This window comes from Shewanella metallivivens (genome assembly GCF_028750675.1).
GTDB classification, from domain to species: domain Bacteria; phylum Pseudomonadota; class Gammaproteobacteria; order Enterobacterales; family Shewanellaceae; genus Shewanella; species Shewanella metallivivens.
Genome location: NZ_JAQQPZ010000013.1, coordinates 164,906 through 179,504, shown reverse-complemented (window position 1 = coordinate 179,504; position 14,599 = coordinate 164,906). Strand labels below are relative to the sequence as shown.

13 protein-coding genes, 1 tRNA gene and 2 pseudogenes are annotated in these 14,599 nt (G+C 41.3%); 3 read left to right on the top strand and 13 right to left on the bottom strand.

Going from position 1 to position 14,599, the window contains the following annotated elements:
• Positions 1-163: 163 nt before the first annotated feature.
• The 3 genes from PQR79_RS13515 to PQR79_RS13505 form a co-directional block, all read right to left on the bottom strand.
• A complete protein-coding gene (locus tag PQR79_RS13515; RefSeq protein WP_238106405.1) occupies positions 164-1,141 on the bottom strand; it encodes a transposase in 978 nt (325 codons plus the stop codon).
• Between the two features lie 109 nt (positions 1,142-1,250).
• On the bottom strand, positions 1,251-1,709 hold the full coding sequence (locus PQR79_RS13510; RefSeq protein WP_238106406.1) for a DUF1499 domain-containing protein: 459 nt from the start codon (positions 1,707-1,709) through the stop codon (positions 1,251-1,253).
• A 12-nt stretch (positions 1,710-1,721) separates the two neighbouring features.
• On the bottom strand, positions 1,722-2,180 hold the full coding sequence (locus PQR79_RS13505; protein ID WP_238106407.1) for a nuclear transport factor 2 family protein: 459 nt from the start codon (positions 2,178-2,180) through the stop codon (positions 1,722-1,724).
• 364 nt (positions 2,181-2,544) lie between these two features.
• Here PQR79_RS13505 and PQR79_RS13500 point away from each other — a divergent pair, with 364 nt between their 5' ends.
• On the top strand, positions 2,545-3,873 hold the full coding sequence (locus PQR79_RS13500) for a glycoside hydrolase family 5 protein (RefSeq protein WP_238106408.1): 1,329 nt from the start codon (positions 2,545-2,547) through the stop codon (positions 3,871-3,873).
• 347 nt (positions 3,874-4,220) lie between these two features.
• Here PQR79_RS13500 and PQR79_RS13495 read toward each other — a convergent pair whose 3' ends face one another.
• From PQR79_RS13495 to PQR79_RS13470, 6 genes and pseudogenes are all read right to left on the bottom strand, one after another.
• Positions 4,221-4,862, bottom strand: coding sequence for a hypothetical protein (locus tag PQR79_RS13495; protein WP_238106409.1), 642 nt, complete (start codon positions 4,860-4,862; stop codon positions 4,221-4,223).
• Positions 4,863-5,485: 623 nt separating this feature from the next.
• Positions 5,486-6,463 carry a transposase gene (locus PQR79_RS13490; protein WP_238106410.1) on the bottom strand — a complete coding sequence of 326 codons (978 nt, stop codon included), beginning with the start codon at positions 6,461-6,463 and terminating at the stop codon, positions 5,486-5,488.
• 73 nt (positions 6,464-6,536) lie between these two features.
• Positions 6,537-6,680: pseudogene (locus tag PQR79_RS13485) on the bottom strand (transposase); the annotation flags it as partial.
• 165 nt (positions 6,681-6,845) lie between these two features.
• Positions 6,846-7,148 (bottom strand): hypothetical protein, encoded by a 303-nt coding sequence (locus PQR79_RS13480; RefSeq protein WP_238106411.1) that lies wholly within the window; start codon positions 7,146-7,148, stop codon positions 6,846-6,848.
• Positions 7,149-7,223: 75 nt separating this feature from the next.
• Complete coding sequence (locus PQR79_RS13475) at positions 7,224-7,925, bottom strand: fibrobacter succinogenes major paralogous domain-containing protein (RefSeq protein ID WP_238106412.1); 702 nt, start codon at positions 7,923-7,925, stop codon at positions 7,224-7,226.
• A 94-nt stretch (positions 7,926-8,019) separates the two neighbouring features.
• Positions 8,020-8,919, bottom strand: coding sequence for an AraC family transcriptional regulator (locus PQR79_RS13470; RefSeq protein WP_283108005.1), 900 nt, complete (start codon positions 8,917-8,919; stop codon positions 8,020-8,022).
• Between the two features lie 175 nt (positions 8,920-9,094).
• On the opposite strand from PQR79_RS13470, the gene PQR79_RS13465 reads away from it, so the two are divergent.
• A complete protein-coding gene (locus tag PQR79_RS13465; RefSeq protein WP_229777080.1) occupies positions 9,095-10,048 on the top strand; it encodes an SDR family oxidoreductase in 954 nt (317 codons plus the stop codon).
• A 260-nt stretch (positions 10,049-10,308) separates the two neighbouring features.
• Here PQR79_RS13465 and PQR79_RS13460 read toward each other — a convergent pair.
• The 3 genes and pseudogenes from PQR79_RS13460 to PQR79_RS13450 all read right to left on the bottom strand — a co-directional run.
• Positions 10,309-10,532, bottom strand: a pseudogene (locus PQR79_RS13460) (transposase); the annotation flags it as partial.
• Between the two features lie 151 nt (positions 10,533-10,683).
• Positions 10,684-10,773: transfer RNA gene (locus PQR79_RS13455), tRNA-Ser, on the bottom strand.
• A gap of 213 nt (positions 10,774-10,986) precedes the next feature.
• A complete protein-coding gene (locus PQR79_RS13450) occupies positions 10,987-13,143 on the bottom strand; it encodes a M3 family metallopeptidase (RefSeq protein WP_238106413.1) in 2,157 nt (718 codons plus the stop codon).
• A 286-nt stretch (positions 13,144-13,429) separates the two neighbouring features.
• On the opposite strand from PQR79_RS13450, the gene PQR79_RS13445 reads away from it, so the two are divergent.
• The gene (locus tag PQR79_RS13445; RefSeq protein ID WP_188956241.1) at positions 13,430-13,690 is read left to right on the top strand and encodes a DUF5062 family protein; all 261 of its coding nucleotides are present in this window, start codon (positions 13,430-13,432) and stop codon (positions 13,688-13,690) included.
• 132 nt (positions 13,691-13,822) lie between these two features.
• Here PQR79_RS13445 and PQR79_RS13440 read toward each other — a convergent pair whose 3' ends face one another.
• Positions 13,823-14,509: a DUF3157 family protein gene (locus tag PQR79_RS13440; RefSeq protein ID WP_238106414.1), complete on the bottom strand. Its 687-nt coding sequence runs from the start codon at positions 14,507-14,509 to the stop codon at positions 13,823-13,825.
• Positions 14,510-14,599: the final 90 nt, after the last annotated feature.

The window sequence follows — 14,599 nt, the reverse complement described above, 5'->3', positions numbered from 1 at the left end:
GAGGGTTACGATTGAAGTGATCAACTCATCAATTTTTATCGATATAGCTAAAATATTATCGTTAAATGAGTGATTTATGTGTCATCTAAGAAATTTAGCACAGCAGAGAACATTGATAGCTATCAAGCATAAGAAGAATTGTAATTTTATTTGGGATGATGACTTACGCGCACAGCCAACGCTGACAATTTGCCGCGCCTTGTCGTCGTTTTCGCTCTAAATGCTCACAATATTCAGTTAATGCTGGTAAGGCACCGACAGCACCTTTAAATAATGCACCAAACTCTGTAGTGATTTTAAGCCAATTCTCTGCGGGGATGTTTAACCTATTCAGTATGTCCTGACTGCTTGAGCTAATGGCGCCACGCTTATCTTCTCGAATAATCCGACCGGTATCTTCAACTAGTACAATGTAATCTTTCACGCTGAACATGAGCCCGTTAGGCATATTGAGTCTTTCATTTCCCACAAACGGTAATAGCTCAGCTGGTTGCTCACCTTTCATTGCTGAATTTATTCGACGTTGAATACTGGTGTAATCTGAGGTTTCAGGGGTTGTGGCCATCTTGGCTCTGACAGGGTTTAAATCGACATAAGCCATACAAGCTAATACTGCTGCTTCATCAAGTAGTGCTTGAGACTTAAAACGACCTTCCCAAAAGCGACCGGTACATTTATCTTCTTTGTTGGCCATTCTGGCGATGGGCTCACTGAGTGAGCGCATAAACCAACTGATATCAATTAAGCGTTTACGGTATTCGGTAATGCATTCATTAACCGTTTGAAGTTCAAACTGGTTAAGGTCTTCCTCTTTAAGGTATTTGTGCGTGAGTAACGTACCTTTAAAGCCCTTATGCCATTGAATGAGCACTTCTTTATCTGACCACTGTTTTGCTTTATCAGCATCAACTTTTAACACCACATGCAGATGGTTACTCATCACGGCATAGGCACAAATATCAATAGCAAAAATGGTCGCTAACTCAAGAATGCGTGAATCGACCCACTCGCGTCGATGCTCAAAGTTCTCACCTGTGGATTTATCAAAACCGCAAAGAAATGCCTTACGCACCACACGAGAGCAGCAGTGATAGTAAGGCGTATCTTCCAGGCTAACGATCGTCTGTCTTGGTCTGGCCATCTTAATTACCGTTTGTGAAAGGGTAAATAAAGCCTAGTTCAGTGTTGAATATTTAGCCAACAGGAATGGGTGGCCATGTTATTTTGTGCTGTTTTAATACTGCAGTTTATTACTGTGGTAACGCGTTAAACTCGGTTCTAATCTGTTCAATTCGCTCACGGTTAACTCCAAAGTCTGAGTGGCCAACACGTGAGGCTGATCTTACCTGAATTATGATTTTACCTGACTCAACAGAAGGAAAGTAAAACTCAACATCGTCAACAAAGCGCATAATCTGCGAAGTAAATTCAACCCGAATATAATTATCTTCCACCACTACAATATCAGCTCGCTCAGCCGTTTTTAATACGTGCAATAGGCTCACTTGAGCTTGTTGAGATGTGCCACTAAATTCAATCGGTTCAATGTAATGCTCTTCATCTGTAGTTGCTTGCTGGCTATTAACGCAGTTAGGCGAATCTGGGCATGGCGTTAATTTCCCTGCGGTGACACCTAAGGTGGGTACAGTGCCAGAGCAGCCCATTAATAGCATCATGCTGAGTGATATTATGGTTATTTTTTTATACATTATCATCGTCCTTTAGTTATTTTTACGGTGGCCGTAACTTAATACTCGAGTGATTTCCCACTTATTGTCTACTTTACGCCAAATCATGACAAAGTCAGCTTCACCTTCGCATTTGTTGGTTTCATTTTGACAAAATACATGTACGCCTTCAGTAATGGCACCAAAATCTTTAATGGGGTGCACACTAAAAGAGCCGTCAACCAATTTGCGGCGGTAATGCCCACAAGCATTGTTTTGAGTATTGGCGATCATGCTAGCGCGGTCCCAGGTGACACCACCGTTGTCATGATAAAACTCAACATCAGCTGCAAAGAAGCTTGCGTGCTTATCTAGCTCTTGCGGTTTTTGGCAATGGTTAAATGAGTCAAACACCGCCGTATCAAGCGCTTTCATCGTCTCTGCCAACTCCATGTCATCAGCAAATGAAGGTATTGAGAAAAAAGCCAATAAAACCAGGTAGATTTTTTTCATCGTTTCAATTCCTAAGGTGTGTGTGTCAGGTCTAGAGGCCCAAGCTACGTATCATGTTAATGAAGCGATAAATCAAACGATAACGTAACATTGAAGCCAAAGAAAGCCTTTAAAAATGATCAATGATGTGATGAATATTTTGACGTTAAGGGGCTAATGTAATAATAAGTTCACTTAAATTTAAACCATGAAAATCATAAATCGGTCCATAGGGTCTAAAATTAAATGCGTTGCGTCTCAATATTGATATAGTAAGTTGGTGATTAGGCTTTAATCGTCACTACCGTAAAATATTGATAGATTGTGAATTGTGAATTGTGAATTGTTAATTTGGTTTTGAGTTATTATTTATTGGTGATAAACGATGTTTATATTAAAGCGAATAACTGACAGTGTTAAAAGTACAGCCTCTTTCTACAATATTTCGCCTTTACAATATGGAGTAAGTATTTACAACATTGAGGCAATAGGATTCGCGCAAAGGAATATTATTCAATTAGTGCTTAATTGTACTTGCAGAACAGTTAAATCAACATGCTTATTTATAGGTAGATATGTAGAGCCTATAATGTTGCTTTTAATGATGTCAATTTTATTGGGTTGTGGAAACACTAATATCAATAACAGTTCAACGTCTACTCCTGTTGTATTATCTAATCATTATTATAATGATTTGTATTCTTGGAATATAAGTGGTGGCTTAGCCCAAACACAATTAGGCAGAGGAATAAACGTTGGCAATTACTTAGAAGCGCCTTATGAGGGGAGTTGGACAGGTGGTAAAGTCCTGGTAGAAGATGATTTTAAAATAATAGCCAAAGCAGGTTTTAAAAACGTAAGAATTCCTATCCGCTGGAGCGCTCATGCTGAGCAAGCCTTTCCTTATACGATAGATTCTGCATTTATGAGTCGTATTAAAGAGGTTGTCGGATGGGCTAATAACGCTGGGCTTAAAGCGATTATCAACGTACACCACTATGACGAATTGATGCGTGCTACAGGCGACGAAAGAGTGTCGCATATTTCACGTTTAGAAGGTATTTGGACACAAATTAATGCGCAGTTTCCACTTGCTAAATATTCGAGATCGGATTTAATTTTTGAACTATTAAACGAACCGAAGGACAGTATTCATTACAATGATTGGAACGACATTGTTGAACGTTTATTGACAGTTATTTGGGGCGATTCCACTATCCCATACACATATAATACTCAACGTATCGTTATGGTAGGTACTGCTTATTGGAATGTACCAGATACCTTACCTAAATTGTCATTGCCACACTACGCAAATAAATATAATACCATTATTACAGTGCACAATTATAAACCCTTTCATTTTACGCACCAAGGAGCTAAATGGGTTAATGGTTCAAACAAATGGATCGGAACGACGTGGCTAGGTACAGAAAGCGAAACCGCACCGTTAATCACGTTATTGGATAATATGACTCGTTGGAACTCGAAAGAGAATCGTGGTTTTGAAATTTATTTGGGTGAGTTTGGCGTCTATTCACGCTATTCGGATGCTAAGCAGCAAAAAGCTTGGACAGCTTTTATTGCACGCGAAGCAGAAAAACGGAACATCAGTTGGGCATATTGGGAATACTCATCGAGTTTTGGTGCATATGATAATAATACTAAGCAATGGCGACCACATTTGATAGAAGCCTTAGTCCCAACGCAATAATATTGACAGACCGAGAACGGGTTGTAATGCCTGATGATACTTTTTCGTATTGTTCTTGAATCTTGAGGAGGGATAGCTTGCTTGTAATAAAGAAGAACCCAAAGCTCTCGAATTAAATATGAAGTTAGTCGTTTAAATTCAGTTTATTGCAGAGTTCAATGCTTAAATTTCTGCAATTGCTGACTAATATTGACTTTATGATTGAAGTGAAAAAGTCAATAATTATGGACCTTTAAAAGTACTAACTTGTGCATTTAAAACTTTAATCATAATGGCGTATAAATGAACCCGCTGTGAGTAATCTCAACTTGTGGCAGACTACAGTATTATTAAAAAAAGTTAGCTTCCTACATTTTCCTGTATGAACAAATTGCTCTTGTACTCACTAATTTATTCTCTCGAAAATCCCTTGGCTCGTAGATATACACATTTGCCCTAGTTATTACCACACTATAGACCCTGCCATCATAAAAAAACGGCTCACCAGATTGATTAGCATAGGACTTGTGACTTGAAATAAAGCTAGAATCAATATTTAAATGCTTTGCATCATAAACATATGAAGAATAAGCTGCGTAGTAACGTGGCGCTTGTAAGCATTTATCCGGATAATCTTCAACTAACACAGATTCTGTATTACCATCATTATTAAAATCTAAACGCGTTATTCGGTAGCGCTTTCCTTTATCTAGCCTGACTGCTTCATCTAAATGCTTTTGATAACTATCACTCATGACCATTCTTGCTTGCACATTAATACGTAAACCTAGCCCCTCTGGTGCAGGTTGTAAATTGGGCAGGCGAAAGCCTTTAAATTGCTCATCTGCTACAAGGCCACATTGTAATGGCTTATCCACATTACGCTCGAGATAAGCCTTAAAGTCTTTACAAAGTTGCAAATTTGGATTCGAGTGGTCCTCATAGACTTCTGCCCAAGAAAATGATGTGTATATACTTGCTGCAATGATGAGCAGAATAGAGTTTTTCATCTATGATGATTCCTTTTGAATTACAGTTGTAAAATAATTAATGTGTAGGTAGGGCGTTTTAGTCATGACTACCTCTCATGTGCTCTTCCACTATTAGGAATGGGTGGCCATGTTATATATAGGAATGTAGAAAACGATGCCACCCATTTTTTGAACAAATAACATAACTCGTTTTCATGGCTTTGGCGAGGGTTACGCTCGATGTGATCAACTAATCAATTTTTATCGATATGGCTAAAATATTATCGTTAAATTAGAAAACGATGCCACCCATTTTTTGAACAAATAACATAACTCGTTTTCATGGCTTTGGCGAGGGTTACGCTCGATGTGATCAACTAATCAATTTTTATCGATATGGCTAAAATATTATCGTTAAATGAGTGATTTATGGTCATCTTGAGAAAACCATGCCACCCATTTTTTGTACAAATAACATAACTCGTTTTCATGGCTTTGGCGAGGGTTACGCTCGATGTGATCAACTAATCAATTTTTATCGATATGGCTAAAATATTATCGTTAAATGAGTGATTTATGGTCATCTAAGAAATTTAGCACATCAGAAAAACTTGATAACCATCAAGTGTTAAAAGAATTGTAATTTGATTGGGGATGATGACTTAAGCGCACAGCCAGCGCTGACAATTTGCAGCGCCTTGTCGTCGTTTTCGCTCTAAATGCTCACAATATTCAGTTAATGCGGGTAATGCCCCAACAGCACCTTTAAATAATGCACCAAATTCAGTGGTGATTTTAAGCCAATTCTCTGCGGGGATATTGAGTCTATTCAGTATGTCCTGGCTGCTTAAGCTAATGGCACCACGCTTATCTTCTCGAATTATCCGACCGGTATCTTCAACTAAGACGATGTAGTCTTTCACGCTGAACATGAGCCCATTAGGCATATTAAGTCGCTCATTACCCACAAACGGTAATAGCTCTGGTGGTTGCTCGCCTTTCATTGCTGAATTGATACGGCGCTGAATACTGGTGTAATCTGAGGTTTCTGGGGTTGCTGCCATTTTAGCGCGGATAGGATTTAAATCGACATAAGCCATACAAGCTAACACTGCGGCTTCATCGAGTAGTGCTTGAGACTTAAACCTACCTTCCCAGAAACGACCAGTGCATTTATCTTCTTTGTTGGCCATTCTGGCGATGGGCTCACTCAAGGAGCGCATAAACCAACTGATATCAATTAAGCGCTTACGGTATTCAGTAATACATTCATTAACCGTTTGACGCTCAAATTGATTGAGGTCTTCCCCTTTTAAAAACTTATGGGTTAACAGTGTACCCTTAAAGCCTTTATGCCACTGCATTAGCACTTCTTTATCTGACCATTGTTTTGCTTTGTCAGCATCGACTTTTAGAACCACATGTAAATGATTACTCATCACGGCATAGGCACAAATATCAATAGCAAAGATGGTCGCCAATTCAAGGATACGTGAATCRACCCACTCACGCCGATGCTCAAARTTYTCACCTGTTGAGTTATCTATTCCACATAGAAATGCCTTACGCACCACACGAGAACAGCAGTGGTAGTAAGGTGTATCTTCTAAACTAACGATTGTCTGTCTTGGTCTAGCCATCTTTAATTACCGTTTGGAAAGGGTAAATAAAGCGTAGTTTAGCGCTCAATATTTAGCCAATAATCTTGGGTGTCTTAATTATTCCACGCCGATGCTCAAAGTTTTCACCTGTTGAGTTATCTATTCCACATAGAAATGCCTTACGCACCACACGAGAACAGCAGTGGTAGTAAGGTGTATCTTCTAAACTAACGATTGTCTGTCTTGGTCTAGCCATCTTTAATTACCGTTTGGAAAGGGTAAATAAAGCGTAGTTTAGCGCTCAATATTTAGCCAATAATCTTGGGTGTCTTAATTATTCTTTAACGACGTTATAAGCGATGTTAACCAGTAAAAATGATCACATTTTTGTGCTGATTATTGATTAGTCTAAATGCGCTTGCTAGCCGGCAGGAGTCAATAGCCTCATCCACTCATCCGTATTCGCTAAAATGAATGTTTTTATCTGGTTATCTGTAAACGTTAACTCAATGGCATCAGTAGAGAGAGGTAAAATCCCAGCACCTTTGGCCATAGATTTTTTAACCTTGATGATGTGAGAGAGTTCAAATGTGTATGGGCCAAGGCCAAGCTGTTTATTGTATGGTTCGAAATTGATATGTGATGTGGTCAGAGTGAGTTTACCATCTGACTTAGCAACCCCAGCTTGTAGTGTTGCTGTAACAGACTTAATTAGATTTTCCATGTCATCCTCCTCAAAGCGCTAAAGCTTGATGTGTTTGCGCTTCTCACAAAGCTTCTGGTTTAACGTAAACCCACATTAAATTCTGACACACCTCACCGAAAACATATACTCTTTTGAGCTGGTCGCACGGCGGATTTCAGTTTTATGCGCATTCCACCACGAGTATGCAAGTGTGCGAATAATAGCTTGGTTATCGGTTGCACTGGTTGCGGTCCAAAACTCGGTGTACGCCCCCTGTGTAATGTAAAATCCGTTCCATTTAACGCCTGCAGGTCTTGCAAAAAACTGCTGCTTATTAACTAGCGATGGTTCGAATTTAGTCAATAGCCCATCAGCTTGAGCCTCTTTTAACTGTAAACCAATATGTTGCTCACCGCCGCGCCAACCGTTTTTGTGCAATTCATTTTCAGGCATGCCTAAGGTGCGCTCTAGGACTTTCCAATCTTCATCGGTGGCAACTCGCCAGCCCGCAGGGCAAAGGTTTCGTTCATCTGACACATCATGCCAGTTGTACAAGCGGCCGTATGTTAATAGGTTTGCCGCATCATCATTTAGCACTGCGCCCGAGCGCACCGCTGAACCATCTTGAAACTGAGTATTGCGAAGGTTTTCAGCAAGCCAAACTTGATCGCCAATACTCACAGTGAGGTACACATTACCTTCTCTGTCTTGAACAGTATTGTCGAGTTTATATAACTCGCTGTTGATACCGCTGGCCGATGCCGCTGTTGATGCCATGACCATGCATGCTCCTATCGATAAGATGAGTTGTTTCATAATGAGTCCCCTGCATTACCTTTAAGCAAACAACTTTAGCGCTCAAATCAGTATCAAACTAGGCGATATACTGTCTAAAACATGCCTATTTGTATCAATGTGCGATTTTAGCTTCTAACTCGAGTAAGGGGGTTGAATGACTCCATTGCTTAGGCGACTTGCCATACATACGCTTAAATTCTCGACTAAATTGCGACGAGCTGACATAACCTACCTTCATAGCAGCTTCACTGACATTCATACCGGTGGCGATTCTCATGGCGGCATTGTTAAGGCGCATCGATTTCATAAATTGAATAGGCGACATTCTGGTGGCTTGTTTAAATTTACGATGAAAAACCGCCCGGCTCATGCCCACTAACGAGGCTAAATTATCTATGGTGACATTTTTATCCAGGTTAACAGATAAATAATCAATAGAGCGCGCAATCTCATTACCCACACCAAACGCCCGTCTGGCTGAAATCCCTGCGTCCCCTTTTAATACGGCGTAGTACAGCTCTCGCAATCGGCTTTCGCCTAGTATTGAGGCATCCGAGGTGCCATCGAGTTGCAATAGTCTCAGTAACGCATCCGCAAAGGCGTCATCCCAGTTTGCAAGAGAAAGCCCTTGTGGCTGTGTGCTGCTTTTAGGTTGTTTAATGGTACCAATGGTATTTTCCATTTCGATAGCAAGCTCTGTCATTACTTTAGTATTCAGTGAGATGTAAACACCCAGTAGTGGCTCATCGACTGAGGCTTCTGGCGTGCCTGCCTCTACGGGCAAAGAAACGGTGCAACACATGTACTGGCTGTTGTCGTAGATATACCTTTCGCCTTCAAGAATCGCCTCTTTTTTGCCATTCAAAATGACGATGATGGTGGGATCATAAACCGCTGGCGAGCATGGAATGGCCTGAGTGACCCTGAACAAACTCACCCCCTTTATACTGGTTTCAATCATACCCTCACCAGTAATGCGTTTTTCGACTAACTGCTTTATTTTTTGTCTCATCACTTTTACCTAAAAACAAAATTGATACAAATAGGCATGTTTTAGACGCTAATACACCTATTTTAAGCCAAAATTGAGAGTTATAGTATATTCAAGATAACGATACTACCGCAAAAAGCAACATGCAAATGAATTAACGGTGATATCGCAGGGCATCACAACACAGGTAACGATTATGACAAATATGCTAACAAAACAATTTGGTAAAAAGGGTTGGACCCCAGAGCGTATTGGCTCACTTAAGGGGAAAACCTATGTGATCACTGGCGCTAACAGCGGCGCAGGCTTTGAGGCATCTCGCATTTTGCTGAGTAAAGGTGCCAAGGTTGTGATGATGAACCGAAACCCTGATAAGTCAGCAACGGCCATTGAGGCGCTAAAATTGTCTCTAGGCCAGCACATTGATGTAAGCTTTATTCAGGTCGATTTAGGTGAGCTAGGCTCGGTGCGCACTGCGGCAAACGCGTTACTTAACTTAACGCCGTCAATCGATGCGCTTATCTGTAATGGCGCCATTGCACAGGTCGCAAAACAACAAATAACCGTTGATGGTTTTGAAAACCAACTCGGGGTCAATCACTTTGGTCACTTTTTGCTTTGCGGGCTGTTGTTTGATCGTATCAATGAGTCAAAGGGTCGCATTGTGATGGTGGGTAGCAACGCTTACAAGATGGGCCTTAAGCGCATTAAATTTGAAGACCTCAACTTTGACAACAAATACACCGCTTGGGACTCATACGCACAAAGTAAACTGGCACAAATGATGTTTGGTTACGAACTACAGCGTCGTATAAAAGCAGCAGACAAAAATGTAGAGGTACAAGTGTGTCACCCAGGCGCTTCTCGCACAAACTTGCTAAAAGATACTGCCAGTACTTTTAACAAGATTTTATGGGCGGTGATGTCTCGGGTTATAGCACAATCTGCAGAAAAAGGCGCATGGCCAGAGGTGATGTGTGCAACAGAGCAAGGGCTGCAATCGGCTGCACTTTATGGCCCAACTAAACGCGCCAATACTGTTGGGCCGGTGGATCAAAATAAACTCGATAGCATCGCACTTAATCAAGACATGGCAGCCAAACTGTGGACGCTATCACTTGAAAAAACATCACTAAACTGGTCGCTTTGATCTAGGGTCATCGAGTGAAAAAAGCGCTACTCTTAAAAAGAAAAACAAAGCCACCCATTATTTGAACAAGTAACATAACTCGTTTTCATAGCTTTGGCGAGGGTTACGAACGATGTGATCAACTTATCAATTTTTATCGATATAGCTAAAATATTATCGTTAAATTAGTAAGTTATAGTCATCTAAGAAATTTAGCACAGCAGAAAAACTTGATAACCATCAAGTGTTAAAAGAATTGTAATTTGATTGGAGATTATGACTTAAGCGCACCGCCAGCGCTGACAATTTGCAGCGCCTTGTCGTCGTTTTTGCTCTAAATGCTCACAATATCGGTTAATGCGGGTAATGCTCCGACGACACCTTTAAATAATGCGCCAAATTCAGTAGTGATTTTAAGCCAATTCTCTGCGGGGATGTGTAGTCTATTAAGTATCTCATGGTTGCTTGAGCTAATGGTTCCACGCTTATCTTCTCGAATCAGTTGAAGTGGATGACCATGTTTTAATTTCGAAGACTTTGTTGAATCTTGAGGAGGGATAGCTTGCTTGTAATAAAGAGGAACCCGTGGGTTCAAAGTCCTATCTTTCGCCCAATAAAAAGGCCCGCTATAAATAGCGGGCCTTTTTATTTTAATGTGGCGGAGGGATAGGGATTTGAACCCTAGAACGGGATAAACCGTTGCCGGTTTTCAAGACCGGTGCATTCGACCACTCTGCCATCCCTCCGAACGCGGTGAATAATAAGGGTATTCTAAAAAATGTAAAGCCTTGATGTGCTCAATGGCACAACAAATGTGCAAAATGACCTTTAAAGAGGCGCGTTTGGACAATATTTACACTTTTAACGCGATTAATTTATTATTAGCTCTGTTGGCGATAGTGAGTCTGTCTCTCTCGATAGCTTGTTGCTAACGAGAGAGACAGTAACTTCAGTAACGATTAGTGCACTAAACCACGACGCTTTAATAATGCGTCAGTAGATGGTTTTTTACCGGCAAAGTCGATATAGCTTTGCATTAGATCCTGGCTGTTACCTTTTGACAATACGGTGTCGCGGTACTTTTGACCGTTCTCTTGGGTTAATCCGCCGTGCGCCATCATGTGTGCAAACGCATCTGCTGCAAATACTTCGGTCCAAAGGTAAGCGTAGTAACCCGCAGAGTAACCGCCGCCGAAGCTGTGGCTAAAGTAGGTGGTTTTATAACGCGGTGCGATTGGGCTGTAGTCTAAACCGTGTTTTGCTAGTGCTTGTTTTTCAAAGGTAGCAACATCGGCAATTTCAGTGCCAGCAGGAATTGAGTGCCATTCCATATCAAGCAATGCAGCCGCTAGGTATTCAACCGTACCAAACCCTTGGTTAAAGGTGTGCGCTTTTAATACTTTAGCCAGTAATTCTGCAGGGATCGGCTCGCCTGTTTGATAGTGTTTAGCGTAGTTTGCTAGCACGGCAGGGTCGATGCTCCAGTCTTCATTAGCTTGTGATGGAAACTCAACAAAATCACGTGCCGTTTTGGTACCAGCTAAGCTTGGGTAGTTAACTTGTGAGTATAAACCGTGAATAGCATGACCAAACTCGTGGAACAATGTACTTACCTCGTCAAACGTTAACAGGGTAGGTTGACCTTCAGCAGGCTTTGGTACGTTAAGCGCGTTGTACACGACTGGCTTAGTATTTTGCAAGAATGATTGGCTAACAAATTCATCCATCCATGCTCCGCCACGCTTGCCTGGGCGTGCGTACATATCTAGATAGAACAAGCCTAGCGAGCTGCCGTCTTTGTTAAAGATTTCATAAGCGGTAACGTCTTTGTGCCATACAGGTAAGTCGTTACGTGACTTGAAGGTGATACCATAAAGTTTTTCCATAGCGAAAAACAGGCCGTCGGTGAGTACGGTGTTCATTTCAAAGTAGGGTTTAACTTGGCTGTCGTCTAGGTCATATTTTGCCGCACGCACTTTTTCGGCATAGTAAGCCCAGTCCCATGCTTCAAGGGTAAAGTCTTTACCGTCTTTAACGATTTCAGCTTGAATATCTGCCGCTTCAATTTTGGCTTTAACTAATGCTTTAGGCGCTAAGTCATCCAAAATGCCATAAACCGCTTCTGGGTTTTGAGCCATTTGGTCGCCTGTAGAATAAGCTGCCCATGTTGGGTAGCCTAATAGTTTGGCTTTTTCAGCACGCAGTTGGGCGATTTTGATATTAAGCGGGCTGTTTGTGTCCATTGCGCGATAAGCTGACGTTTCCCAAAGCTTTTTACGTAGATCGCGATTTTTAAGGCTAGACAGAAGCGGTTGGGTTGTGGTGTTAACTAAGGTAATCATGTAACCGGTTTTGCCTGCTGCTTTTGCTGCTGCGGCTAATGAAGCAATGTCATTGTCTGACAAGCCGTCGAGCATGGCTTTATCTTCAACCACAATCACGTCGTCTTTAAATGACTTTAAAACGTTTTGTGAGAAGCTGGTTTCAAGTTTAGCAAGTTCGCCGTTTAGCTCACGCATTTGGGCTTTGTCTTCTGCTGATAATTCAGCACCTGCGCGCACAAAGCGATCGTAATAAACGTCTACTAAACGTAAATCTTCACCTGTTAATGTGGCTTTGTTTTTGTAAATAGCTTGAATACGAGCAAAAAGCTTTTCATCTAGATAAATGTTGTCCATGTGAGCTGTTAACTTAGGCACAACTTGTTCTTCAACACTAATGAAGTTGTCGTCTGAAATTAAGCCTGTAAGGTTAAAAAACACCCGTTGAGTACGGTCTAATATCGCGCCGGTTTTTTCAAGTGCAACAACGGTGTTGTCGAATGTTGGTGCATCAGCGTTGTTGGTAATGGCTGCGATTTCAGCTTTATGCTCTTTCATACCTTGTTCAAAGGCGGGTAAATAGTCTGCAGCGTTAAATTTGTCGAACTGCGGCGCCATGTATTGTAATGGGCTTGGGACTAACAGCGCGTTTTCGGCGGTTGCAGGTGCTTTGGTCGTTGTTGTAGGTGCTTCTGCTGTGGTTTTGCTTGCCATTGCGGTATCTGCTGTTTGTTCTGAACATGCACTAAGCATCAATGCCGCACTTACGGCAGTGGTAATAAGAGTTTTACGCATTAATATATCCTTGGGCACGGCCCGATTGAAGTGCTTTTATGCCTATTTCAAATGTGGTTATTACCGCAAAATAGTGACCATAAAAACGAAAGTAAATACCCTGATACAATACCAAGCATGTGGCTGTAGGCATAGGGTAATGCGATTAACGAAGAGTAAATTTTGTAACCAAACTTACCAATGGTGATGTTTGTTGGGTTTTAGTGCTGTTTATGATGAATTCTAGTGGCTATTTATGAGTTTTCACGTAGTTTAAAAGATAGAAAAGCTATGATGAGGGCAATAGATGAAAGCTGGTAAGCATGATACACAATTACTCAAGCTCGCGATGGAGATTGGGGTTGGTTACGCACAGAAACGTGGCTTTGATGATTTTGGTAAGGGGATATCACCGAAAGATAAAGTGGAATGTATTTATCGATTATTAGTGCAAGACAAGCTCATTCAACCGCTTGCCGAAGATAAAGACGACGGCCCCAACCGTAAACACAAATTGATACTGTGGATTAGCAAGCAGTTACCTAAAGAACATGAATTATTGAATTAGTGTGACTTGATTTTGATAACAAAGCCCAAGTGAAATGGTATTTTCACTTGGGCTTTTTTAGTTTATATGTTCAAAGATTAAAGATTAAAGATTAAAGATTAAAGCTTGATTTGATTCATCAGAACAACCGCCTTAGCGCGATTCAATTTCAACAATTTTTAAGCTGATTAGCTTTTGCTGCCATTGCTGTTTGTTAATTCCCTCTACCCACAATACTGACGATTGTCGGTGCTGACCTTTACGTAAATAAGTTTCGGGCATGCGAAATATAGCCTCCCACGCTTCTAAGGTTTCGGTTTTAATTAGGCCACCTTGGTCATTAAAAAAGCTGGCTTCAACATTAACCACTGTGACGTGTTCGTCGTTGGTGCTGTCAAAATTAAATATAAGTCCTAATTTATCACCTTTCCATTGCGTGTTTGCAAGGGTGATTGTAATGCCTTCTTTTGCTGTGCTGCCCAGTAATTCTGGCTGCGCCATTGCACTAGCGGTTAAGCGTGTTGTAGCCATTGGTGCTTCAGTTGCCACAACCGCAGGTTTGGCGTTCGTGGTATCGACAGCCATTTTGGCATCAGCAGTGTTCACTGCACTGGTTGTTGGCTCAGCTAGTGCAGTGGAGGCAGCAGTCGCTGTGGGTGTTTGAATGGCCGCAGCAGGTTGCGCCACTGTTTCGGTGATGATGTATTCCCAGGTGAAGTCGTCTTTTAGGCGAACATTAGTGCCGTTTTCTAAGGTGATCACCGCAACATCGGCAGCCATTGCCGCAGGGGCAAGTAATAAAAAGAGGGCTGATGCAATCGCATTAAGTTTGGTTTTCATCTATTCATCCTGATTTAAAAGTCGTTAATGGGGTAATTCTACGTTTTTTTAAGGGTTAACAGGAAAATATTTTAGACCATTAGTAGATGT